21 protein-coding genes and 1 tRNA gene are annotated in these 22,130 nt (G+C 67.9%); 14 read left to right on the forward strand and 8 right to left on the reverse strand.

Translation table 11 applies throughout. The features are described 5' to 3' along the window. The first annotated feature begins 407 nt into the window (after positions 1–407). Entirely contained in the window at positions 408–635 is a 228-nt protein-coding gene (locus tag ACJ8AT_RS02965) for a hypothetical protein (protein WP_407736003.1), read from the forward strand. Between the two features lie 171 nt (positions 636–806). Here ACJ8AT_RS02965 and ACJ8AT_RS02970 read toward each other — a convergent pair whose 3' ends face one another. Then, the gene (locus tag ACJ8AT_RS02970; protein WP_407736004.1) at positions 807–2,015 is read right to left on the reverse strand and encodes a hypothetical protein; all 1,209 of its coding nucleotides are present in this window, start codon (positions 2,013–2,015) and stop codon (positions 807–809) included. A 921-nt stretch (positions 2,016–2,936) separates the two neighbouring features. Here ACJ8AT_RS02970 and ACJ8AT_RS02975 point away from each other — a divergent pair. Beyond that, positions 2,937–3,010 (forward strand) — tRNA-Ile (locus ACJ8AT_RS02975). Between the two features lie 43 nt (positions 3,011–3,053). Here ACJ8AT_RS02975 and ACJ8AT_RS02980 read toward each other — a convergent pair. Beyond that, complete coding sequence (locus tag ACJ8AT_RS02980) at positions 3,054–3,542, reverse strand: FBP domain-containing protein (protein WP_407736005.1); 489 nt, start codon at positions 3,540–3,542, stop codon at positions 3,054–3,056. Positions 3,543–3,638: 96 nt separating this feature from the next. After that, on the reverse strand, positions 3,639–4,820 hold the full coding sequence (locus ACJ8AT_RS02985; protein WP_407736006.1) for an SRPBCC family protein: 1,182 nt from the start codon (positions 4,818–4,820) through the stop codon (positions 3,639–3,641). 244 nt (positions 4,821–5,064) lie between these two features. Between ACJ8AT_RS02985 and ACJ8AT_RS02990 the strand changes: the two genes are divergently transcribed. Together ACJ8AT_RS02990 and ACJ8AT_RS02995 are read left to right on the forward strand one after the other, a co-directional pair. Further along, a complete protein-coding gene (locus tag ACJ8AT_RS02990) occupies positions 5,065–5,310 on the forward strand; it encodes a ribbon-helix-helix domain-containing protein (protein WP_407736007.1) in 246 nt (81 codons plus the stop codon). Beyond that, entirely contained in the window at positions 5,307–5,471 is a 165-nt protein-coding gene (locus ACJ8AT_RS02995; RefSeq protein ID WP_407736008.1) for a hypothetical protein, read from the forward strand. The genes ACJ8AT_RS02990 and ACJ8AT_RS02995 overlap by 4 nt, the downstream gene beginning before the upstream one ends. 21 nt (positions 5,472–5,492) lie before the next feature. On the opposite strand, the gene ACJ8AT_RS03000 is transcribed toward ACJ8AT_RS02995, so the two are convergent. The 3 genes from ACJ8AT_RS03000 to ACJ8AT_RS03010 are packed head-to-tail and all read right to left on the reverse strand — an operon-like array spanning position 5,493 to position 7,499. Beyond that, on the reverse strand, positions 5,493–6,551 hold the full coding sequence (locus ACJ8AT_RS03000; RefSeq protein WP_407736009.1) for a lysylphosphatidylglycerol synthase transmembrane domain-containing protein: 1,059 nt from the start codon (positions 6,549–6,551) through the stop codon (positions 5,493–5,495). 16 nt (positions 6,552–6,567) lie between these two features. Beyond that, positions 6,568–7,299 carry a tyrosine-protein phosphatase gene (locus ACJ8AT_RS03005; RefSeq protein ID WP_407736010.1) on the reverse strand — a complete coding sequence of 244 codons (732 nt, stop codon included), beginning with the start codon at positions 7,297–7,299 and terminating at the stop codon, positions 6,568–6,570. Further along, the gene (locus tag ACJ8AT_RS03010; protein WP_407736011.1) at positions 7,296–7,499 is read right to left on the reverse strand and encodes a DNA gyrase inhibitor YacG; all 204 of its coding nucleotides are present in this window, start codon (positions 7,497–7,499) and stop codon (positions 7,296–7,298) included. Before ACJ8AT_RS03010 ends, ACJ8AT_RS03005 begins: the two co-directional genes overlap by 4 nt. Positions 7,500–7,699: 200 nt before the next feature. On the opposite strand from ACJ8AT_RS03010, the gene ACJ8AT_RS03015 reads away from it, so the two are divergent. The 10 genes from ACJ8AT_RS03015 to ACJ8AT_RS03060 all read left to right on the forward strand — a co-directional run bounded on the left by ACJ8AT_RS03015 (position 7,700) and on the right by ACJ8AT_RS03060 (position 20,784). Further along, complete coding sequence (locus ACJ8AT_RS03015) at positions 7,700–9,595, forward strand: hypothetical protein (RefSeq protein ID WP_407736012.1); 1,896 nt, start codon at positions 7,700–7,702, stop codon at positions 9,593–9,595. Between the two features lie 41 nt (positions 9,596–9,636). Further along, positions 9,637–11,052, forward strand: a complete 1,416-nt coding sequence (locus ACJ8AT_RS03020) for a hypothetical protein (RefSeq protein ID WP_407736013.1) — start codon at positions 9,637–9,639, stop codon at positions 11,050–11,052. 11 nt (positions 11,053–11,063) lie between these two features. Continuing rightward, the gene (locus ACJ8AT_RS03025) at positions 11,064–11,876 is read left to right on the forward strand and encodes a carboxypeptidase regulatory-like domain-containing protein (RefSeq protein WP_407736014.1); all 813 of its coding nucleotides are present in this window, start codon (positions 11,064–11,066) and stop codon (positions 11,874–11,876) included. 3 nt (positions 11,877–11,879) lie between these two features. Then, on the forward strand, positions 11,880–13,799 hold the full coding sequence (locus tag ACJ8AT_RS03030) for a hypothetical protein (protein ID WP_407736015.1): 1,920 nt from the start codon (positions 11,880–11,882) through the stop codon (positions 13,797–13,799). Beyond that, positions 13,796–15,568 carry a protein kinase domain-containing protein gene (locus ACJ8AT_RS03035; RefSeq protein WP_407736016.1) on the forward strand — a complete coding sequence of 591 codons (1,773 nt, stop codon included), beginning with the start codon at positions 13,796–13,798 and terminating at the stop codon, positions 15,566–15,568. Before ACJ8AT_RS03030 ends, ACJ8AT_RS03035 begins: the two co-directional genes overlap by 4 nt. Positions 15,569–15,633: 65 nt before the next feature. Continuing rightward, entirely contained in the window at positions 15,634–16,200 is a 567-nt protein-coding gene (locus tag ACJ8AT_RS03040; RefSeq protein ID WP_407736032.1) for an acyltransferase, read from the forward strand. A 24-nt stretch (positions 16,201–16,224) separates the two neighbouring features. After that, complete coding sequence (locus tag ACJ8AT_RS03045; RefSeq protein WP_407736017.1) at positions 16,225–17,169, forward strand: fatty acid desaturase; 945 nt, start codon at positions 16,225–16,227, stop codon at positions 17,167–17,169. Further along, a complete protein-coding gene (locus tag ACJ8AT_RS03050) occupies positions 17,154–18,281 on the forward strand; it encodes an ATP-grasp domain-containing protein (protein ID WP_407736018.1) in 1,128 nt (375 codons plus the stop codon). Before ACJ8AT_RS03045 ends, ACJ8AT_RS03050 begins: the two co-directional genes overlap by 16 nt. Positions 18,282–18,305: 24 nt before the next feature. Beyond that, positions 18,306–19,307: an NAD(P)H-quinone oxidoreductase gene (locus ACJ8AT_RS03055; RefSeq protein WP_407736019.1), complete on the forward strand. Its 1,002-nt coding sequence runs from the start codon at positions 18,306–18,308 to the stop codon at positions 19,305–19,307. A gap of 94 nt (positions 19,308–19,401) precedes the next feature. Further along, complete coding sequence (locus ACJ8AT_RS03060) at positions 19,402–20,784, forward strand: alkaline phosphatase family protein (protein ID WP_407736020.1); 1,383 nt, start codon at positions 19,402–19,404, stop codon at positions 20,782–20,784. Positions 20,785–20,837: 53 nt separating this feature from the next. Here ACJ8AT_RS03060 and ACJ8AT_RS03065 read toward each other — a convergent pair whose 3' ends face one another. Together ACJ8AT_RS03065 and ACJ8AT_RS03070 are read right to left on the reverse strand one after the other, a co-directional pair. Next, on the reverse strand, positions 20,838–21,359 hold the full coding sequence (locus tag ACJ8AT_RS03065; protein WP_407736021.1) for a hypothetical protein: 522 nt from the start codon (positions 21,357–21,359) through the stop codon (positions 20,838–20,840). Between the two features lie 28 nt (positions 21,360–21,387). Next, a complete protein-coding gene (locus tag ACJ8AT_RS03070) occupies positions 21,388–22,068 on the reverse strand; it encodes a hypothetical protein (protein ID WP_407736022.1) in 681 nt (226 codons plus the stop codon). Positions 22,069–22,130: the final 62 nt, after the last annotated feature.

A 22,130-nucleotide genomic window follows, 5' to 3' on the forward strand; every position in this document is an offset into this window, starting at 1 on the left:
ACACCCCCGTCAGGGTGTGCCGTCCGGCGAACAGCCACCCCTGCACCACCGTCACCAGCCAGGTGAGCGTCGGCATCGTCATGCTGGCACCCAAGTAGACGACGAGTTGGAGAAACGTCTCCGGCAGTCCCATGGCAGCCTCCTCATGGAAAGAGGGGCGTGCCACCCCTCTGGATAGGGCTCCTGCCTTCTGACCTATGAAGTCCTACGGCCTCGCGCTGGATGGCCCTCCGCCTCGGGCGGTTTCCCTCCAACACGGGAAGCGCCACCGCGCAGGGCTCCACTGCGCGACAACCGCGCGCTCCTCTACCCGCTCAAATCTGCGAAACTCGAACTTAGCTTCCGCTGGAGGACTCTGCGCCTCGAACGTCGCGCTCCCCACAACTCCGAGGAGGAACCGAAGAGGGATGCCTGACTTTCTCGTCCGAGAGGTGCGCGTCGAGTTCGGTCATCACGTGTGTCCAATCCATGGTAACTCTGTCCTGCACGTGCCTCACCGCTCAATTCATCTGGAAGACCTGAATGCGATCGCTCAGGCGCGAGCTTCGATTCCCATTGATTCATTATTCATCAAGGGCTTCGGCCCAGCTTATGAATCCTTCAGTCCAGTGGTCCTTGTTGAGTTCATACCGTGAAATTTCAAAACCCTCCGGGTGATCTCGAAAGCCTGGCTGTTGGCTCAACCGAGACGAGGCTGCTTGTGCATCAGCCTCGGTCGCGTACACTCCAATGAGCTTGACATCTTCCTCTCCGTTTGGAGCCGCATGGACATGCTGAAGGATATACACGTGCGTCATTGCCTGTCCTCATGGATCTTCGAATGAGCGATCTCCCCACTTCTGTATCTTGCTGAATTCGCTTTTAGCGCCCTTTTCGTAATTCCCTTCTCCATACTTCTCGTCCAACAACCTCTTGGCAAAGTCCTTGCCACTCTCACCAACCCTGGGCCGCTGACCCCGTGCCCAACTTGGAACGTCCTTGGCGCCTTCCTTCCCGCTGACACCAGACTTGGGCTTCTTATATTGCTCTTGTGTCTGTGGCTTCTGATTCTCTGGCTTCGAGCCACCACCGTGCCCCTGGCTCGTCATGGCGACCGCCGTGGAAGCCAGGGTAATTGTGATGGTGCCATCGGCGGAAACTGCCACCGCGCTCACCTGTCCTATCTCCGAAAGTATGAGGCGCAGTTGTGAGGCCCCCAGTGCCGCTGCCTCCGAGAAGCTGGGCAGCATCGCCAGCCTTGAGGCCAGCCATGCCGAGCCCCCGGTCATGCCGTGGCTCACCACCACCGTCACCGCCAGCACGAAGACGCGGGCCACCTCCGGCCCAACCCGGCTTGCGAAGCGCTTGCTGGCGCGCTCCAACTCCTCCCAGGTCGTGGCCCGGTCGGTGGCCCACTTCAACTCCCGGCTCGCATCCACCAACTCCAGGAACGTCTCCACTCCCAGGTAGATCAACAGGGCCGCTGAAACGATCGCGGCCGCCTTGGTGAACACCGGCTCGGGGTTCGCCGCCAGGACGGCCCAGGTGACGAGTCCCGTCGCAATGACGGTATAGAAGAGCTGCGGAGCCAAGGTGTCCTTCACCGCCAGGGCGATGCTCTCCTTGAGGGGATCGATCGACAGGGCCAGCCCCACCCCCAGCTTGTCCCACTTGCTCAGGCCCATCACATCATCGAGCAGGGAGAGGCAGGTTTCCTTGCGCTGGCCCGGCTCGCAGATGCCGCCGAAGCTCTTGCTCATCAGGCTCTGCCAGCGGGTGTCCGGGTCGTTGCTGGGGTAGGAGGCGCGCACCAGCCAACCTTGCTGGGGTGGACGGAGGGTGAGGGGCGCATTCAGTACCAACTGCGTCAACGCTTCCTCGAACGCTTCGGCGTCCACCCTCACGGACTTGTTCGAGGTCGGCGGCCTGTACTCGATGGGCGCCTCCTGGCCCATGTCGAGGCGCACGACGCGCTGGGCGGCGCACGCATTGAGCAGGGTCAAAAGCAGGACCGCTGCGATCAGCCGGGTTGCCATAGGGAGCCCTCCGGAACGGAGAGGGTTCGAGTCTACGGAATGGTCCCCCCAGAGGCGACGACGCCCCAGGTCCCATTCGTATCCTACTACGGGATGGGAAGCTGCCCGGCCTCCCTTCACGGTGCGCAACCTGGTCCTGAAAGTCTCCGCCCACTCGCGGGATAAGAACCTTGGTGGAGGCTTCGTCCCCGCACCTGTCACGGTGCGGGCGAGGCGTGATCAGTCGGGCGGGAAGGGGGTGAACGCCATGCTGAGCGCCGTGAGGAAGCTGCTGGCCTCGACACTCACCCGGAGGATGACGGCTGCTGTGCTCTTCGCGCTGGCCGAGCATCTTCGGGATCGGGTGAGGCACGGGCCGTAGTGCCCGAGGAGGAGTCCCGCTGTAGATGTGGCGGGCCTCCTCTTGCCCTTGGAGAAGGCCGCATCGTCGAGGTGCGGCCTTCACCACTCACCCCAGGAGGAACCGCACGATGCACAAGGCCATCAGCTTGAGTGCGGAGATGGCGGAGATCAGGAACGCCGTCGAGGGGGCTCGCTTCCTCGCGGATGAACTGGCGACAGGCGGCCTGGAGGATCGGAAGCGCGTTCTTGGAGGTGTCCTCCCCCACCGGCCTGGGCGCCTGGGCGTGGGCCACGTAGGCGTCAGGGTCCCTCCTAAACAGGGCAAGCTCAGCGAGCGCATCCTTCTCGTTGCCCACGGAAAGCCGTGTGGTATAGAGCCGCCCGTGGACCTGCTTTTCGAGGACCCACACGGTGTCGCCCTGCTTATTCGCGTAGGTCCGTCCACCGTCCCATTTACCCGTCCACCGGGGCATCGCAGTTCTCCAGTCCGTACGAAGTCCGTACAGGTTGCATATCAACTGGAGGGGCAGTAGTACGGAGGTAGAGGTTCCTCAGTAAAAGCAGTAGGTTACACCCCATGGCCAGGTAGCTCATCTGGTTAGAGCGGCGGTCTCATAATCCGCAGGTAGTCGGTTCAAGTCCGACCCTGGCCACAGGCCCCGGAGTCACTCCCTGAGTGATTCCGGGGCTTTTCTTTTACCCCGGCCGCGCGCCGTACGCCTCGGGCTGGGCCTCGATGCCCAGCGCCTCGTGCGCGAAGCGGAACATGCGCTCCTTCAGCTGCTCGAGCGCCTCGCGCGGGTGCCGCCCCGAGCGGTCCGCCTGATCCTCCAGCTTCTCCTTGCAGCGCAAGTCCAGGCAGAGGTGCACCCCCACCCGGCGCTTGTTGTCCGCGTCCGTCGTCAGCAGCCCCACCTCGCTCGACGAGCCGTAGCTGTGGCACCACTCGCACATGCTCGAGGTGAGCCCGCCGCCCGGCGAGTCTCGGCGGAAGATGATGCCGATCGGCTTGCGGCTGCTGGGCGCTGCGAAGATCAGGTACACGCGCGCCCCGGACGTCTCCGTCCACGCCAGGTAGTCGCGCACGAAGAACGGGAAGGTGATGCCCGGCGGCATCTCGATGACCCGGCGATCACGCGAGCGGAAGGACTCGATGAGGGACCGGTCGGTTTCAAATCGGAACACGGCTGCTCCTTAAAATGACACCTGTGCCTAACAGGCAGACCGAACCGAATCCACCCAAGCCGAGGGGGCAACCCAGCCCCGGGCCACCCCCCAGGCTCAGTACACCCAGGTCTCCACCCCTCGCCCCGGGACCAGCTCATCCCGCCTCACCGTCTCGTGGCCTGTCGCCTTGCCCAGCTCCAGCAGCGACTTCAGGCGCAGCAGATCGTCATCCATCTGCTTCTTCGGGTCGGCGCCCAGCAGCCTCGCGAACGCATGCCCGATTGCCCCCGCAGGGGGATTGTACGACAGCCGGATGTCCAGCCGCGTCCGCCCCTCCCCCGCCTCCTGGAAGCGGATGATGCCCGCGTTCTCCACCATCGAGCCCGCCACGCTCTTCCACGCCAGCACCCGCCCCGGCTCGATCCGCGTGATCACCGCGTCCCACTCGAAGACGATCCCCGCCGGCCCGCGCACCCTCCAGTGCGAGCGGCCCTCCTTCGTCATCTCCACGTCCTCCACGTGGCTCATGAAGCGCGGGAAGTTGTGCATGGCCTGCCAGAAGGCAAACACCTCGTTCACCGGCGCGTTCACGGTGATGTCCTTCTGGAAGGACAGCGCCAGCGGCCCCGCGCCCACCCCCGTCAGCTGCTTCAGCTCGAGGTTCGTCACGCTGCGCAGCCCCAGCAGCATCCCCGCCCCCGACAGCAGCGGCCTCAGCACCCCGCTCCGGGACAGGCCATAGCCCACCAGCCCCACGCCCCCGAGCCCCCCCAGGAAGCGCGCCGTCGGTGACCAGTGGTGCTGCAGCTGCTCTGGCCGAGCCCCGGGCCGGCCCACTCCCCCTTGCAGATAAGGGTGATTGCCCGGCTCCTCGTGGCTCTCCAGATCGTCGTCGAGTTCCGCCACGCCCCGCACGGCCCGCACCCGCGCGAGCACGGGCTTCACCTCGTGGGCCAGGATGGGGCCCTTCAGCTCCACCTGCCCTTGGCGGCAAGCCACCTGGAGGGCTCCCGGATGCGAGCAGACGCGCCCCAGCGCCGAGCGCACGCGCGCCTCCAGCGTCACGTCATCCACGTCCTCCACCTGCAGCCGTCCGCGGAGCTTGAAGAAGAGGCCTCGCGTGCGATGGGCCATGTCTCGCGCCACCACCTCGAGCCCATCCCCCGCCTGGTAGAGCACATGCAGCACCTTCCCCCGAGCATGGGCGCGGCGCCACCTGCCGCTGCGCGGATCCGCCCAGTACATGATCCCCGCCCCGAGCCCCACGCCACCGAGTGCCCACCCTGCCCTGGTCATCTCCGGCCTCCTTTGTGTCCGCCTCCTCAACGTGAAGGCGGAGCGGCCCCCGAGCAGCAGCCGAGAGAGGAACGCCCCCGACGCTCGCCTCTGCTCACCGGCCCTTGCACCCGCCTGTCCGGCTGCTCTCCAGCGCGGCGGCGCGGCCCTCGCTCAGCTCTTTTTTTGACGGAACGGCGAGCCGACCGCCTAATGCCCCCACAGGCCAGTAGCGGTCTGTAGCAGCTCGCCCAGGAGGCCCCTGATGCAGGATGGCAACATCAGCCCGCTGAGCTCCGACACCTCGGTGGCTCCGCTCGATTCCGGTGAACGCCGCGCCGCCCCCGGCCCTGAAGCCGAGGTCGTCTCCACGCACGTCCTCGTCGCCGAGGAGCAGGTGCAGAAGCTGCGCGAGCTGTCCCGGCGCTCCCGCATCGCGCAGAGCGAGTACCTGCGCGAGGCCGTGGAGGATCTGCTCGCCAAGTACGGCCGCGCCGGGGGCGAGCCATGACGACGGCCACCGCCTCGGACACGCGTCACATCCGCGAGGTGCTGCCCATGGGGCTCATGCGCGATCTGCCCGGCATGAGCCACCTGCTGCCCCCGCCGCCCGCGGAGCCACCCTCGTCCATCAAGGTGGCCATCGTCCGCTGGCTCAACGCGGAGCTGTAGCCTGCCGCTCGAGGCCCCGCCTCATGCCATGGGCGCGGAGGCCTCGCCCTCCTTGTCCAGCTTGGTGGCGATGTCCCGGAAGGACAGGTGCCCCACGGACAGGAGGATGAGGCCAAAGCCAATCTGCTGCACCGTCTGGCTCAGCCACAGCACGTTGGCGTAGGCGAGCCCGCTCTGGTTGACCACCGCGGCGGGCAGGAAGAGGCCCAGGCCCACCTTCATCGCCGCCTGGAAGGTGCCCATCATCCCAGGCGCCGCCGGGATCATCAGCCCCACCACCAGCACCGTCATCGCCACGAAGGCCTGGAACAGCGTCAGGCTCATGGGCTGGCACGCGGCATCCGCGCCCACGCAGCCGAAGGCCCGCGCCAGCAGCGCCATGCCCACGCCGTTCAGCCCCCAGTAGACCAGCGTGAGCAGGAAGAAGAAGGTGAGCTGGGTGGCATCCGGCAGCTGGCGCATCGCGCCCACGAAGCCGTCCACGACGTCCGCCATCTTGTGGGCCAGCCCCGGCATGAAGCGGCCCACCGTGACGCGCACCAGGCGCACCGCGCGGTCATGCTGCCAGCGGGCGAAGAGCAGGAAGGCCAGCCCACCGCCGAACAGGGCGAACATCACCGTGGAGCCCAGCTTCACATAGCGGATCCCCACGCTCTCGCTGGGCACGAAGAAGAGCAGCACGCGCAGGAGCGTGGCCACCAGGAGCCCGTCGGTGATGCGCTCCAGCACCACGGACATCATCGCCGCGCTGCGGCGGATGGAGCTGCGCTGGGCGATGAGGAAGGGGCGCGCGAACTCGCCCAGCCGGAACGGCAGCACCAGCAGCATCATGAAGCCAATGCCCGAGGCCTCGTTCAGCCGCCGGAACGGCACCCGCTCGATGCCCGACAACAGGCAGCCCCAGCGCAGCGTCCGGCAGATGTGGATCAGCGTGAGGATGCCCAGGTACGGCAGCAGGTAGAAGTAGTCCGCCGATCGCAGGCTGGCCCACTGGGACTTCAGATCCGTTTCCCGGAACGTCCACCACGTGAACAGGAGGGTGACCAGCAGGCTGGCCACGAGCTTGAGCGCGCGCTTCACGGCGGGCGGTATACCGTCAGTCCCCCTCGGACTCCAGAGGCTCTCCCGCCAGCAGACGCGCTGGGTTGTCCCGCATGAGGCGCTCGAAGGCCCGCTCGCCCGCCCGGGAGCGAAGCTCCGTCAGCGCTCGCCCTACCCAGTCCCGCGCCCCCACGGGCGCGTGCAGATCCGTCGCGCCCAGCGCGTACAGCCCGTCCTCCAGCCACGTGCGCGCGAGCTTCTTCGCCGTCCCTCCATAACGCCCGGTGAGCGCCCCCACGTCGAGCTGCAGCAAGGCTCCGGATCGCACGGCCTCCGCCGCGCGCCCCTTGCGCTCGAACTCCAGACAGCGCTCGGGGTGGGCAAGGACCGGCGTCACTCCCTTGGTCCGGATGCGAAAGAGGATGTCCAGCAGCGGCGGCACGGGCGTCGTGTACGGCAGCTCCACGAGCACGTACCGGCCCGGGCCCAGCATCCGCGCCGCGGGCGTGCCCAGGCCGCGCAGGAAGGCGTCATCCAGCACATTCTCCGCGTTGCGCCCGAGCGCCAGCACCAGGCCCTCGCGCTCCAGGGCCCCGCGCAGCTCCCCGAGCCGCGCCTCGACCCGTTCCGCGGAGGCGTACTCGGGGCGCGCATGCGGGCTGGGCGCCACGGTGGAGAACCCCAGATCGATCAGCGCCCGTGCCATCTCCAGGCTGTCCGCCAGGGTCTTCGCCCCGTCATCCACTCCCGGCAGCAGGTGGCAGTGCAGATCGACCCAACCGCTCACGCGTCGCTCCCCCGCTCGGGATGCTCGGCGGGGAGCTCGTCCTCTCGCTCATCGGTCTGCCGCTCGGGCATCCGATATTCCTCTCCCAGCCAGCGGCCGAGATCCACGGCGCGACACCGCCGCGAGCAGAACGGATAGGAGGAGTTCTCGGCGCGGGGCGCCACGGGCTTCTGGCAGATGGGGCAGGCGGAGTGCGGCATGGTATCTCCTGGTCTCATAAGCCCTGGAGCCGCCGCGAGCCAGGGAACGCAGCGGGGGGAGAGGCCGGGGCTTCCCTCGTGGGACGCAGAGGACGCGTCACACCTACATTGGATTATTGCAATAATCATACAACCCTCTCTACGATGGTAGGCCTCCCGCCGAGCAGCCTTGTGCTGTTCTGTGAGCACCGGAGCGAACGATGAACCAGGCACCAAGCCGTCGTCTCCGCACGCACTGTCTGCTGCTGCTACCGCTGCTGCTGGTGAGCCTGCCATCTGCCTCCAGGGCGGGGACCAGCACCACCACGAGCCTGGAGGCCCTTACTGTCACCCCACCCGTGCAGGCGGGCATCCCGTTCATCGTGTCGGTGACGGCCCGGAACTTGTCCGGTGTCGACACGGAGTACGCCGGCACCCTCCGGTTCTCCTCCAACGCGCCTCGCGCGCTGCTGCCCTCGGACTACACCTTCAACCCCGCCGTGGACCACGGCACGAAGACGTTCCTCGTCACGTTCCAATCGCTCGGCCAGTGGGATCTGCTGGTCCAAGACGTCAACGTCACTACCCTCTCCGCGAAGCTCTCGAGTGTCACGGTGACGCCTGGCCCCCCTGTGGGCTTCACCGTCGTGCTGGACTCCGCGGTGGTCGCGGGCACCAACTACACCTTCCTGGTGATCCCGGTGGACAGCGCTGGGAACAAGACCTTCTACTCCGGCACGCTGCACTTCGAGACGAGCGCGCGTCTGGCGCAGCCCCCCGCTGACACCTCCTTCACCTACGATCCGCTGCAGCAGCCTCCGCCACCTCCGTTCCCCATCACCTTCTACAGCGCCGATCCCAAGGTCTCCCTCTTGGTCACCGATGTCAGGCAGGGCCTCTCTGGGAGCACCCTCATCGCGGTCAGGGCCGGCCAGTTCCATCACGTGGAGCTGTCCACCACCGCTCCCGAGCCGACGCCGACCTGCTCGGAGGCGACGATCGTGATGACGGCCGAGGATCTCTGGGACAATCCCGTGCCGGATGTACCCGCCACGGCGGTGTACCTCTGCGAGCAGGTGGACCGCTCGGCCAGCTTCGTCAGCACCACCCTCAACCCGTCCACGTACTCCAGCTCCGCCAAGTGCGTCACGGGGCCTCTCGCGAGCACCGCGCAGGTGGTCTGGAAGGACCTGGTGGCAGAGGACGTCGCTTTCACCGTCTCCGGCGTCAACGCCAAGGCGCCCCTCACGCTCCACTTCAGGGGAGGGATTCCCAGCCCCCTGAACTCGAACTTCTCGTTCGGTCCGGTCCTCCAAGACCCCGCTCCGCTGCCCTTCCTCACGGGACAGCTCACCGCGGAGCTGACCCTGCGCGACCAGTGTGGCAACCCGGCGACGCTGCCCCCGGACAAGCTCGTCTCCTTCGCCGCCACCGCGCCCCTGGCCCTCACCCCGACCGTCCTGGAGCGTCCCGGCAAGTGGACGGCCTCCGTCACCCTGCCCGAGTGCCCGGTGGATCCCTCGAAGCCCCTGGCCGTCTGGCCGCTCATCAACGACGAGATCTTGAAGAAGCCGAACGGAGAGCAGGTCCAGCGGCTCGTCCTGCCGCAGTGCCTGGCCGACGTGAAGCTCGCGCTGCTGTCTCCGGCGGCCAGCCTGATCGCCAAGCCCGGCGAGATGGTGGAGTTCGAGGTGCAGGTCTCGAACGAGAGCGACGTGGTCGTGACGGGCGGCGTGCTGATGCTGGAGCCCGGAGGATTGACCGTGGCCGGGGCGAGCCTCGACGGTCAGGCCCTGCCGGCCCAGGGAGCGGGCTTCGAGCTCCCGGAGCTGCGCAAGGGCTCGCCGCTGACCGTGAAGGTCACCGCCCAGGCCACCACGCAGCTCCATCAACAGGTGAGCGCCAAGATCTGGGTCGCCAGCCCGGATGGAGCCGCGCTCACCGAGACGCAGAGCGTGGACTTCCAGCCGAAGGACCCGGGAGTGAACGTCGGGTGCGTTTCCCATGCTGCCAGTCTGCCGAGCCAGTTGCTCACCTGGCTGGTACTCCTCCTGGTGGCATCGCGCCCCTGGGGTGGATTGCGTAGACTGCGACGGGGCGAAAGGATCGATCACTAGGCGCCATGGCAGCAGCGACTCTCACTCTCCTGGTCCTGACCTTGACGGGTCAGGCTGTCGCGCTGCGTTCCGACAAGCCCTTCGTCACCTCCGAGGACAGCGCGCAGCTCGAACTCAGCGTGCTCGATGACTCGGGGCGCCCGCTGCGTGACGCCCAGGTCTCCCTGAGCGTCAACATCGGCGCTGTCACCGAGCCCGCTCCCACGCCGGACGGCACCTTCCACGCCACCTATCGGCCGGGCTCGCAGGAAGGCGCCCAGGTGGCCCTGTTCCACGCGACGGTGAAGCGGGGAGCCAGCAGCTCCGGAGCGTGGCTCGCCCTCCCCGTCCACGGTCCCTCTCTGCTCCGGCTCAAGGCGCCGCCCCGAACGAAGGTGCAGGTGTCGATCGGTGCCGCCTCCTACGGGCCCGTGGTCGCGACGGCCAGCGGAGAGGCCGCGGTGCCGGTGAAGCTTCCGCCCGGAGTCGCGAGCGCGCAGGTGACGATCACCGAGCGCTCGGGCAAGAGCCGAACGCAGACTGTTCCGCTCCCCGAGCCCCGTTTCCCCCGCGTCCAGCTCGTGGCCCTGGAGAATCCGATCCAGGGGCAGCCCGTCCGGCTGCAGGGGTTCGCCGTGGATGACAGCGGCAATCCGGCCTTCGCGCTCCCTCCCCTCGCCGTGAGCGCGGAGCAGGGCACGCTCGGCCCCATCGAGGCGAAGGAGGGCGGCGTCTTCGAGCTCCCTTACACCGCCTCCACCGCGAGCACGGCTCCGGCGCGCATCTCCGCCTCGCCTCTCGATGAGACCGATCGGGCGTTCACGCTTCAGGTCGAGCCTCGCCCGGCGCCTCCCAGTCCGCAGACACGGCCGGGGCCCGGCACGCCCGGCGCTCCGGTCGCGGCCACGGGGCACCTCACCCCGGCCTCTCCGGGGACGCCCTGGCAGCGCACGCTGGGCGCCTTCCTGTTCGTGCACAGCAATGCCGCCTCGGCCCATGGCGCGGGGCTCCAGCTCGAGGGCTCGCTCCGGCTCGCCACGCTGCCGTTGGAGGCGCTGGCGGAGCTCGAGTTGCGAGGCAATGGCGCGGTGAGCACGACCCTCGCGGCAGGAGGACCGAACCCGGTCACCAGGACGTTCACCCTGAGCGGTGGAGCCCTCCGGCTCGGGGCCCGCTGGAGCCAGCCGGTCCTGACGCGAGGCCTGGTCTTCGCCGACGCGAGCGCGGGCATCCTGGGCATGCAGGGGAGCCTGGAGTTCCAGAGCCAGCAGGAAGGCACCGTCACCCAGAAGCTCCACTCGGTCGGCCCCGACGTGGTGCTGGGAGGCGGCTTCGGGTGGAGGGCGGGCCCGGGCCGCGTGGCCGGACAGGTTCAGTGGGCCTACGCGCCGGGGCGTGGGCACGTGATCGGCAACCTGGGTGGGTTGTCTCTGGGCGTGGGTTACCAGCTCACCATCGGAGGGCAGCCGAACCCATGAGACGGTGCGCGATGACACTCGTGCTCGTGCTCTTGAGCACCGGCGCCCTGGCCGCTTCCCCCGCTCCGGAGGCTTCCGGGACGGTGTGGATCACGCTGCGGCCCCACCCTTCCCTGCCGCTGAAGAGCCCTCACGTCCAGGCTGGTGGCAAGCAGGCGGTCGCCGCGGGGGAAGCGTTCCGCGTGGAGGGGCTCGCCTCCGGGTGGGTGGCCATCAACGCCTCGGCCGAGGGCTATCAGCCCGTGGAGCGCAAGGTGCTCGTGCCCGCGGGAGGACAGGCCAGTGTGTTCCTGCCGCTCGATCGCATCCCAGGTCCCGGCACCGTGAAGGGCCGGCTCCTGCGCGAGCAGGGCAACGATGGCACGAAGGTGCCCGCCACCGACGTCGAGGTTCAGCTCGGAGGCAAGGCGATCGCCCGGAGCGATGCGGAGGGCCTCTTCGTGGTGCCCGAGGCGGGCCCGGGGCCCATCACCCTGAAGCTCGTCGGCGCTGGGCTCCGGCCCCAGGAGGAGATGGTGGTCGTGCCCTCCCACGGCGAGGCCTCCGTGGAGTTCGTCCTGCAGAAGGGAACGGAGGTCCGTGCCTGGATGCGCGGGCGCGTGCGCTCCACCGAAGGGCGCCCCGTCGTGGCCACCCTCCGAGTCGAGGAGGCCAGGCTCCGCGCTCGCACCCGCTCGACGGGAGACTTCGAGTTCCGCCTGCCCGCGGGCCGCTACCACGTCACCTTCGAGGCACGAGGCTACGTGCCACAGACGAAGGTCGTCGACGTGGGCGCTGGGGATCAGGCGCTGTTCTACGTGGATCTGTCGCCTCTGGAGAATTGAGCCGTGCGCGCCCTCTCCCTCACGCTCCCGCTGCTTCTGCTCCTCTGGGGATGCGAGGGGTGTGACAAGAAGCCCGTCCCCAAGCCCGGCGTGCCGGAGCTGGCGCAGATCACCCAGCTCCAGGGCCAAGTCACCGTGCAGCAGGATGCGGCCTCCCGCCCCGGCCGCGTGGACGAGCCGCTCTATCCAGGCGAGACGGTGGTGACCGGGCCCGGGAGCACCGCACGCGTGCGGTACGTCAACGGCGCCGAGGTGGAGGTGGCCGAGAACAGCCGCTTCCGCGTGAACGGCGCGCCGGGGGCGCTCACCCTGGAGCTGGAGGAGGGACGGATCGTCTCGACCTCGCCGCAGGCCACCGGCAGCGGGCTCACCATCACGGGCCGCTTCGGCCGGGCCGAGCTGGTGACCGCCGCGGAGATGGTGTTCGACCTGCGCGGCAAGGATCCCAAGCTGACGCTCCAGTACGGCGACATCCGGGTGATCGATCCGCAAGGCCAGGCCGTGCCCGTCGTGGCGGGCGAGGAGCTCGCGCTCTCACTCAGCAAGCCCAAGCAGGCTCCGCCGCCGGTGGTCGCGGAGGAGATCGTCTTCACCCTCAAGCCCCAGGGCGGCAAGGCCCGCGTGCGCGGGGCCCAGGACAGCGCCTTCACCGACGTGGCCCCGGAGCAGAGCCGGGAGCTCGGCCGCGGCACGGCGTTCGAGATCCCCGCGAACTCCAGCGCCCGCCTCTCCTCCAAATCGCTGCAGGTGAGCCTCGCGGGAGACACCGCCGGGACGATCAAGGAAGCCTCTCGGCAGGGAGACCAGAGCTCGTACACGCTGCAGCTCAGCCGGGGAACGGCGCGGCTCCAGTTCGCCTCCGGGAAGCAGTCGTTGAAGCTGGCGGACGCCCGAGGCGAGGTCGAGCTCAAGGTCTCCGAGCAGAGCACGGTCTCCGTGAGCAATCCCGAGTCCGGCTCCACCGTGACCGTGCTCGCCGGACAGGCCGAGCTGGTGGCCGATGGAAAGACCACCGTCCTCAAGGCGGGCGAAGGGGTCCGCCGCTCCTCGGAGTCACCGCAGGCCGCGCAGGCCTCGGCGCCGGTGCTCGTGCTGCCGCCGGACGCGAAGGCCACGCGCGTGTTCACCGACGGGCTCGCGGAGGCGGGGATCCAGGTTCCTCCCGCGTCCGGCGCCCCCCTCCGAGTGGAGGTGGCGGAGGAGCCCTCCTTCCGTGAGCCGCTCCTCGCGGGACGCGCGGGCGCGGACTGGGTGCGAGTCGAACCGCCCGCCCGGGGCGAGCTGCACTGGCGCTTCCTCGGCGAGGACGGCAACGTGCGCGCGCAAGGCTCGGCCCGCTTCCAGCCGGATCGCGGCCGCTCCTCGCTGGCCAGCCAGAGCCCCAAGGCCGAGGTCCTCGAGACCGGACTCAAGGCCACGGTCTACTTCCAGGGCTCGGCCCCCTCGCTGCACTTCAGCTTCGATCCCCGGCCGGGGGCTCGCTCGTATCAGCTCCGCGTCTACCGCGCCGCGGACGTGAAGAAGCCGCTCCTGCAGCGGGTGACGAACCAGAACCAATACAGCCTGGAGCCCGGCACCCTCAGCGAGGGGAGCTATCTCTGGTACGTGGCGGCGCTCGGCCCTGGAGGAGACGAGCTGGCAGGCGGCCGGATGAACAAGCTGGACCTGGTGTACGACAATGAGCGCCGAGGCCTCGCGCTCAGCCGGCCTCGCCCCGGCGAGCGCCTCGGGAGCGGAGCAGTCCCGGTGGAGGGCGTGGTCCCACTCGGCTCCCGGCTCTTCCTGAATGGGCAGGCTGTGACGCTCGATGCCAAGAGCCGCTTCTCCCAGCGCCTGCCTGCTACGGAGGTCCTGGTGTTCCGTCTCGTCTCGGGCCAAGGCGAGGCATACTGGGTCCGTACTCTTCGGAAAGATCGGCCATGACGGCTTCCCAACCAGTGATTCCCCTGACCCGGCCGGTCACCACGCCGCGTCGCTTCGGCAAGTACGTGCTCATCCGCAAGCTCGCCGAGGGCGGCATGGCGGAGATCTATCTCGCCAAGCAGATCGGCGCCGAGGGCTTCGAGCGGGATGTGGTGATCAAGTGCATGCTCGATCACTTCACCCAGCATCGAGAGTTCGTCTCGATGTTCCTGGATGAGGCGCGGCTGGCGGCTCGGCTGCACCACCCGAACATCGTCCAGATCACGGACCTGGGCGTGGCGGACAACCGGTACTTCATCTGCATGGAGTATCTGGCGGGCGAGGATCTGGACGCGGTGATCGCCGCCGCCCACTACAAGGGCCAGGGCGTGCCCATCCCCATCGCCGCCCGGCTCATCCTCTCCACCCTCGAGGGCCTGGAGTTCGCCCACGGCTACCAGGAGCAGGGCCAGCCGGTGGGGCTCGTCCACCGGGACATCTCGCCCTCGAACATCTTCGTCACCTACCAGGGCACGGTGAAGGTGCTCGACTTCGGGATCGCCAAGGCCTCCTCGCGGGTGACGCAGACGCAGCCGGGGCTCTTGAAGGGCAAGTGGGGCTACATGTCCCCCGAGCAGGCCCGGGGCGAGCAGCAGCTCGATGCCCGCAGCGATCTGTTCTCGCTGGGCGTCACCTTCCACGAGCTGCTCACCGCGCGCCGCGTCTTCGAGCGGGACACGGAGATCGGCGTGCTGCTGGCGCTGATGGATCAGCCCATCCCCCCGCCGAGCGCCCACCGGCCCGAGATTCCTCCGGCCCTGGATCGGATCGTGATGAAGGCGCTGGAGCGCCGCCGCGAGGATCGCTACGCGAGCGCCGCCGATATGCGGGCCGACCTGGAGGAGTTCCTGCGCGGGACGGCGTCCATCCCGGGCGTGTCGCAGCTCGCCCAGTACATGCAGGGCGTGTTCGGCCCGGCCGACGTCGAGCGCAAGACGAAGATCCCCTCGCTCTCGGAGCTGGGCGCCCACACCCTGCTGCAGCAACCCGAGGAGCTGAGCGGCACCGAGAAGACCCTGGTCCGGCCGTCGGATCCAGGGATCCCCGTGGTCTCTCCCCAACCGCTCCACACCCACGTTTCCCAGGGGCTTCCCACCGGGCCGGTGCCCGTCGCTGTACCTGTCCCCGTCAGCCCTGCTCCGGCGCGGAGCACGGGGCTGTCCGTGGCGGTGGGCGCCCTGGGTGCCGTGGCGCTGCTGGCCTTGGGCGGGGGCGTGGTCTGGTACTTCATGCCTCGGGCGACGCCTCCCGCTCCCGTTACGGTAGTGACCGCGCCGGTCCCCAGCCCGACTCACCCGGTGGAGCCCACTCCCCCTCCCACGCCAGCGCCCCCCACGCCCACCCCGCCCGTGGTGGAGAAGACCGAGCCTCCACCGGCCGATCCTCCCGTGGACACGACGCCCAAGCCCACGGTGACGACGAAGCCACCCCCCGCGCCCTCCATGCTCACCGCCAAGGACGTGAGCCGGGTCATGGTGAAGAACTCCCGGAAGATCCTCGAGTGTGGCGAGCAGTTCCGCGCCGAGCTTCCCGCCGACCGCCGGGTCATGCTCCAAGTCACGATCGCTCACTCGGGAGAGGTGGACGCCGCCAAGATCGTCGAGCCAGCGAACGTGTCATCGAGTCTGGCGAAGTGCCTGGAGGGACAGATGAAGCGGGTGGCCTTCCCTCGTAACACCAATCAACCCGAGCTCACGATCCAGCTCCCGTTGCGCTTCAACGAGCAGTAGATCCTCCGTCCGTGGACGATCTCGACGCGCGCCGCCGCGAGCAGCACAAGCAGCGGCTCTCCTGGATGCCCTGGCTCTACTTCTCGCTGAAGCCCCGCCACCGGAAGTGGGCCGAGGAGTGGCAGCGCGAGGTGCAGGCGCGCTTCATGGAGCTGGAGACGGTGCAGATCGCCGAGGGCTGCTTCGTGGCGCCCGAGGCCCGCCTGTTCGCCGAGCCTGGACGCACCCTCGTCATCGGTCCGGGCTCGAGCATCGCGGCGGACGTCTTCATGCACGGCCCGGTGGTGCTGGGGCGGGAGGTGAGCATCAACGCGCGGGCCAGCCTGGATGGAGGGGCCGCGGGCATCCACATCGGAGACGGCACGCGCATCGCCACGGGGGCCGCGCTCTACGCCTTCAACCACGGGTTGGATCCGGACCGGGACATCCGCGAGCAGCCCGTCACCTCGCGAGGCATCCGCATCGGCGCGGACGTGTGGATTGGCGCGAACGCGGGTGTCACGGATGGGGTCACCATCGGAGCCCATGCGGTGGTGGCCATGGGCGCGGTCGTCACGCGGGACGTGCCCGAGTGGGCCATCGTCGCCGGAGTCCCCGCCCGGGTGGTGGGAGACCGGCGCGAGCGGCGTTGATTTGGGAGATACTGAGGCCTCGCCATGAGCAGCACGCCGAGAGACTTCCGCAGCATCCCCAACCGGCTCAACACGTTCCTGACCCTGGCCATCGTCTCGGCGCTGGTGGGGCTGCTGGTGCTCGGCGCCCGTGTGGAGCGCGGCTGGGCGCTGGGCCTGTGCGTGGCGGCGTTCGCCCTGCTCTTCCAGACCCAGTTCGCCCTGCTCCACGAGGCCTCGCACCTCAAGCTCCACTCGAACCCCACGTGGAACCGCTGGCTCGGTGTCCTGTCCGGGCTGCTGTTCCCCATCTCCTCGTCGATGCTCTCCATCACCCACTGGAGCCATCACCTGAAGAACCGCAGCGATCAGGAGATGTTCGATCTGTACTACCCGCACCAGTCGCGGGTGGGCCGGACGATCGGCTGGTACCTGATGCTGGTGGGGTTCTGGTACTGGATCATCCCGCCCTTCCTGCTGCTGCTGCTCGTGGCGCCGGGCGTGTTCCGCCGCATGTCCGAGCGCCTCCACGTCGCCGAGGCCATCTTCCGCCACGAGTCGATCAGCGTCGGGCGCATCCGCCTGGAGCTGTTGCTGTGCGTCCTGACGCTGACGGGCGTGTGCGTGCTGTCCGGGCTGTCCGGGGCCCGGCTGGCGCTGTTCTACGCGGCGGCGGCGGCGATCTGGTCCGGCACCAACTACCTCGAGCACTCGTACGCGCCGCGCGACGTGCTGGCGGGAGCTTTCAACCTGCAGGCCCCGTGGCCGTATGGCTGGCTCAACCTGCACCGCGAGCTGGACTTCAACCACCACGCCTATCCGGACGTGGCGTGGGTCCACCTGCCGGCGCTCTCGCCGCCACAGGAGCAGCGCCGCTCGTACGTCCTCCACTATCTCCGGCAGTGGACCACCGGGCCGATGCTCACCCATGAGCCCGGCCCGGAGCCGCTGAAGGACATTCCCCGCCAGTACCCGTGCGCCTCCTCCTGACGGGTGCCCGAGGCCTCCCCGCGCTCGTGGCGGCTCGACAGCTCCACCAGGCCGGCCACGAGGTGCTCGTCTGCGACACCTTCCCCACCCACGCCACCCGTTACTCCCGAGAGGTGGAGCGCTCGTTCCAGGTGCCCGCGCCTCGCTTCGAGGAGGAGGCTTTCATCCAGCGCCTGCTCGCGATCATCGGGGAGCAGCGGATCGACGTGCTCGTGCCCCTGGGCGAGGAGATCCTCTACATCGCCCGGCACCAGGAGCGGCTGAAGGCGCGCTGCGAGGTGGTCACAGCGAGTTTCGAGCAGCTCGCGGCGTTCCATGACAAGTGGGCGTTCAACCAGCGCATCGCGGCCCAGGGGCTGCCCGCCCCGAAGACCTGGCGGCTAGAGAACCCGGGACACCTGGAGGCGCTGCTACACGAGCAGCCCCGCCTCATCGTCAAGCCGGCCTTCTCCCGCTTCGGCCAGAAGACGCGCCTGCTCCAGGCGGGAGCGCCCCTCCCCACGCTCGACTTCGGGCAGACGCTCCTGGCGCAGCAGTTCATCGAGGGCACGGAGCTGTGCTCCTCCAGCATCGTCTGGGAGGGAGCGCTCATGGCGCAGGTCTGCTACCGGCCGCGGTACCGGTTCCCCTCGGGGCCGGGCTACTACTACGAGCCGCTCGGGCATCCCGGCGTGCGCGAGTGGGTCCTGCGCTTCCTCGAGGGCACGCGCTTCACGGGGAGCCTCGGGTTCGACTTCATCGAGACCGCGCGAGGCGAGCTGTTCGCGCTCGAGTGCAACCCACGGATGACGAGCGGCCTCCTCCTGTTCCCGGAGGATGGAAGGCTGGGGCGAGCCATGTTCGGCCAGGCCATCGCCGAGCCGGATCTCGAGAGGCCCGCGATGGTCGGGTTCGCCATGGTGACCAACGCGCTGCCACGAGTCCGCTCGTGGACGGAGCTGCGCGAGTGGTGGCGAGCGTTCGGCGCTGCACGGGACGCGTTCTGGAGGCGGGAGGATCTCAAGCCCTTCTGGTATCAGCTCTCCACCTTCCCGCACCTGTTCCACCTCTCCCGGAGCCATGGGCTGACAATGGGCGAGGCGACGACGCACTACACCGAGTGGAACGGCTGAGCCCTGGAAGCACATGAGGTCCCCATGCACGTCTTCCGCACCACTGGCGCTGGCGGTCCCGAGGTCCTCTCCTACGAGGAGCGCGCGGAGCTGACTCCAGGCCCCTCGGAGCTGCTCGTCCGAGTGCGCGCCACCGCGATCAACCGGGCGGACCTGCTCCAGCTCCGGGGGGGCTACGCTCCGCCGCCGGATGCGCCGCCGGACATCCCCGGCCTGGAGTACGCGGGCGAGGTGCTCGCGGTGGGCCCGCGCGTGCGCCGCTTCCGCCCGGGAGACCGGGTGATGGGGCTGGTGGGCGGAGGCGCCTGGGCCGAGCAGCTCACCACCCACGAGCGAGAGGCCATTCCCATGCCCGAGGCGATGAGCTTCACGGACGCCGCCGCGCTGCCCGAGGTGTACCTCACGGCCTTCGACGCGCTGGTGCTCCAGGGAGGGATGCGGCCGGGAGAGACGGTGCTCGTGCACGCGGTGGCCAGCGGCGTGGGCTCGGCGGCGGCGCTGCTGTGCCGGGCCACGGGGGTTCGTGTGGTGGGCACCGGGCGCAACGCGAAGAAGCTGGAGCGGGCGCGCGAGTGGGGCGTCGAGCACACGGTGCTCGTGGAGGGCCCTCCGCCGCGCTTCGCCGACGCGGTGCGTGAGGCCACCGGAGGCCGAGGCGCGGAGCTCGCGCTGGAGCTCGTGGGCGGGGACTACCTGTCGGAGACGCTGGAGGCGCTGTCGCCTCAGGGCCGGGTCATGGTCGTCGGGCTGGTCGCGGGACACCGCACGCAAGTCAACTTGAGCACACTGCTGGTGAAGCGGCTGCGCGTGACGGGCACCGTGCTGCGCAGCCGCCCGCTGGAGGAGAAGATCGCCCTGGCCCAGGCCGCGGAGCGTCACCTGCTGCCGCTGTTCCGCTCGGGAGCGCTGAGGCCCGTCATCGACGCCGTGCTGCCCATGCAGGAGCTTCGCCAGGCCCTCACTCGCATGGCCAGCAACGAGACGGTGGGCAAGATCGTCCTGGCCTGGGAGCAGGCTCACTCATAGTCATTGCAGCACATTCGCGTGACGGCCTGGGAATCCTGGCGTACGAAGCTCCGCGCGCCTTCCGCGCTCCTCCTCCCCTAGGAGACTTCTCTCAATGACCGTGCCCGTTTCCCTCCGCCGTTTCACCTGCCTCACGCTGGCCACCGCCTCCCTGGGGGTGCTGTCGTGTGGTGATGACGAGACCCCTCAGCAGGGGTTGAAGAAGAAGATCAACCACGTGGTGGTGATCTTCGAGGAGAACCGCAGCTTCGACAACATGTACGGCGAGTTCCCCGGCGCCAACGGGCAGTCGAACGCCGTCAACGCGCCGAAGCAGATCGACGCGAGCGGCCAGCCCTACGCGGTGCTGCCGCAGCCGATGGACACCACCCCGAATCCGGACGTGCTGGATCCGCGCTTCCCCGCGGACCTGCCCAACGCCCCCTTCAACATCGACCAGTACGTCCCGGCGAACCAGCCCACGGGCGACCTCGTGCACCGCTGGTACCAGGAGCAGCAGCAGATCGACGGCGGCAAGATGGACAAGTTCGCCCTGGTCAGTGACGCGAAGGGCCTGACGATGGGCTACTACCACACCGAGGGCCTGCCCATGGCCGAGGAGGCCAAGAAGTACACCCTCGCCGACAACTTCTTCCACTCGGCCTTCGGTGGCTCCTTCCTCAACCACATCTGGCTGATCGCCGCGGCGACCCCGGTGTTCCCCAGCGCTCCCGCGGCCATGGTCGCGCAGCTCGATGCCAACGGGAACCTGGTGAAGGATGGCGCGGTCACTCCCGACGGGTACGTCGTCAACACGGCGTTCACGGTGAACGTGCCCCACCCGTCCACCGCACCTGTCGATCAGCTCGTCCCCAACCAGACGCTGCCGACGATCGGTGATCGGCTCACGACCGCCGGCCAGTCCTGGGCCTGGTACTCGGGTGGCTGGAATGACGCCATCGCGGGCCATCCGGATCCCAAGTTCCAGTTCCACCACCAGCCCTTCGCCTACTTCCAGAACTACGCGGACAATACGCTCGGCCGCACGGAGCACCTCAAGGACGAGCAGGACTTCCTGAACGCCGCCTACGGCGGCGAGCTGCCCGCGGTGTCCTTCGTGAAGCCGATCGGGGAGTTGAACGAGCACCCCGGCTACGCCAACGTCATCGCGGGCGAGCAGCACGTCATCGATCTCATCAACGCCGTGCGCTCGGGGCCGCAGTGGCAGGACACGGCCATCATCATCACCTACGACGAGAACGGCGGGCTCTGGGATCACGTGGCGCCGCCCACGACAGACAAGTGGGGTCCTGGCTCGCGCATCCCGGCGATCATCATCTCGCCCTACGCGCGCAAGGGGTTCGTGGATCACACCTCGTATGACACCACGTCCATCCTCGCGTTCATCGAGCACCGCTGGGATCTGGAGCCGCTCAGCACCCGCGACGCCTCGGTGAACGATCTGACCGCGGCCTTCGACTTCGACCAGAAGCCGTAAGGCCCGGACTTGGGCCACGGGTGCAACATGGCGCTCGTGGCCCAAACCCAGACCTACGGAAAATAAGGGTAGCGTTCAAGGATACGGCCGTCTTGAGATACCGCATACATCTCGAACCAGTCGAGATCGGTATTCACACCTGGGGCGACCCATCCACATTTATCCTCGCGTCGATTGACGCGAACAAAATACAGGCCTCCTTCTTCACCGACGATCACCTCCAGAGCCTTGGCTGAATAAGAGCAAGTGCCCGCATACTCCTTTGGGAAGCGTGATAGGACACGCTGCAGCACCGCGTGTGCTGCGAGAACCGCAGGCCCATCCAAGGTGGCGAGTGGACGCAGGTTCTCCGGCCAGTGGATGCTCCCCACACCACCGTCCGGGAGGCTGCCAGGGCCTGCATCCCGCTCTGAAGTTGCTGGCGGGGAGGTCATAGCCCCTGCATCTCGACTTGGCGAACCAGACGGAGGAAACACAGTCCCTGCATCTCCACGTGGAGAACTGGTCTGCGGAGTCAAAGGCCCGGCGTCCGCCAGCATCGAAGCAAGGAGCAGAAAATGATGGGGCTTCAGCATGATGCCACTCCAGGGAAGACGTGAGTTGTCAATTGTGTAATTCAGGAGTGCAGACTGGGGCGAGCACCTTGGAGCCGAGCATGCCGGATGACTGAGGCTTGCAGTTTGCCTGAAACTCCCATTCCTGCTTGTCTTTGTCCCACCGAAAAACATCCCCCGCCTGACTCCATTTGTAATAGCGGGGATCTTCTCTATGGCCCGTAGCCAACCAATGCCATGCAGGGATCAATTCTCCTCGGGAGTTACGAAGTAGCTTGCCGCTGGGAGTCGTTCCATAAGCCACCATCTCCCAAAGTCCCTCCCCTGCTTTCAACATGGGGAATATACCGAGGTCCCAGCTACTCATGACGGTTCCGCACGGATGAGGGTGGGCGAAGCCTATAACTGGGAGATCCCGGCCAAAATCCGCATCATCCACACCACCAAACGGAGGCGTGCACGCACTGAGTTCTCCAGTCAGATTCCTGACAGGCCACGACACACGCCAATCCTCCGGCGTCTTGTAGATGGCGACGCAATACTCAGCGGCATCAGGCCGTGGACGGCCTGTATTCGCATCGCATGCATCAGCGGCACCTGGCAAATCCATCAAGGCCTTGAGCGTAGGAAGCACCAACTCATCTGGAACGTTGGCCACCTCCGAAAAAACGGCGGGCACAACCGGCCAGGGCCCAGGTGCAATCCTCAACTTGGGCTTGCCTTCAAGCATGGGCAAGTCGTTGTAGATGTAATAGAGCCGGGACCCCGCGCATGCCAAGGTAAGGACGAACA

It is taken from the genome of Hyalangium sp. (assembly GCF_045802625.1).
GTDB lineage: Bacteria > Myxococcota > Myxococcia > Myxococcales > Myxococcaceae > Hyalangium.

Bases quoted from the DNA above. Each gene is read 5' to 3' on its own strand.
- ACJ8AT_RS03035 (WP_407736016.1), top strand. From the start codon at position 13,796: ATGACGGCTTCCCAACCAGTGATTCCCCTGACCCGGCCGGTCACCACG.
- ACJ8AT_RS02965 (WP_407736003.1), top strand. From the start codon at position 408: ATGCCTGACTTTCTCGTCCGAGAGGTGCGCGTCGAGTTCGGTCATCAC.
- ACJ8AT_RS03010 (WP_407736011.1), bottom strand. From the start codon at position 7,499: ATGCCGCACTCCGCCTGCCCCATCTGCCAGAAGCCCGTGGCGCCCCGC.
- ACJ8AT_RS03045 (WP_407736017.1), top strand. From the start codon at position 16,225: ATGAGCAGCACGCCGAGAGACTTCCGCAGCATCCCCAACCGGCTCAAC.
- ACJ8AT_RS02970 (WP_407736004.1), bottom strand. From the start codon at position 2,015: ATGGCAACCCGGCTGATCGCAGCGGTCCTGCTTTTGACCCTGCTCAAT.
- ACJ8AT_RS03060 (WP_407736020.1), top strand. From the start codon at position 19,402: ATGACCGTGCCCGTTTCCCTCCGCCGTTTCACCTGCCTCACGCTGGCC.
- ACJ8AT_RS03070 (WP_407736022.1), bottom strand. From the start codon at position 22,068: ATGCTTGAAGGCAAGCCCAAGTTGAGGATTGCACCTGGGCCCTGGCCG.
- ACJ8AT_RS02985 (WP_407736006.1), bottom strand. From the start codon at position 4,820: ATGACCAGGGCAGGGTGGGCACTCGGTGGCGTGGGGCTCGGGGCGGGG.
- ACJ8AT_RS03055 (WP_407736019.1), top strand. From the start codon at position 18,306: ATGCACGTCTTCCGCACCACTGGCGCTGGCGGTCCCGAGGTCCTCTCC.
- ACJ8AT_RS02995 (WP_407736008.1), top strand. From the start codon at position 5,307: ATGACGACGGCCACCGCCTCGGACACGCGTCACATCCGCGAGGTGCTG.
- ACJ8AT_RS03040 (WP_407736032.1), top strand. From the start codon at position 15,634: ATGCCCTGGCTCTACTTCTCGCTGAAGCCCCGCCACCGGAAGTGGGCC.
- ACJ8AT_RS03025 (WP_407736014.1), top strand. From the start codon at position 11,064: ATGACACTCGTGCTCGTGCTCTTGAGCACCGGCGCCCTGGCCGCTTCC.
- ACJ8AT_RS03065 (WP_407736021.1), bottom strand. From the start codon at position 21,359: ATGCTGAAGCCCCATCATTTTCTGCTCCTTGCTTCGATGCTGGCGGAC.
- ACJ8AT_RS02990 (WP_407736007.1), top strand. From the start codon at position 5,065: ATGCAGGATGGCAACATCAGCCCGCTGAGCTCCGACACCTCGGTGGCT.
- ACJ8AT_RS03015 (WP_407736012.1), top strand. From the start codon at position 7,700: ATGAACCAGGCACCAAGCCGTCGTCTCCGCACGCACTGTCTGCTGCTG.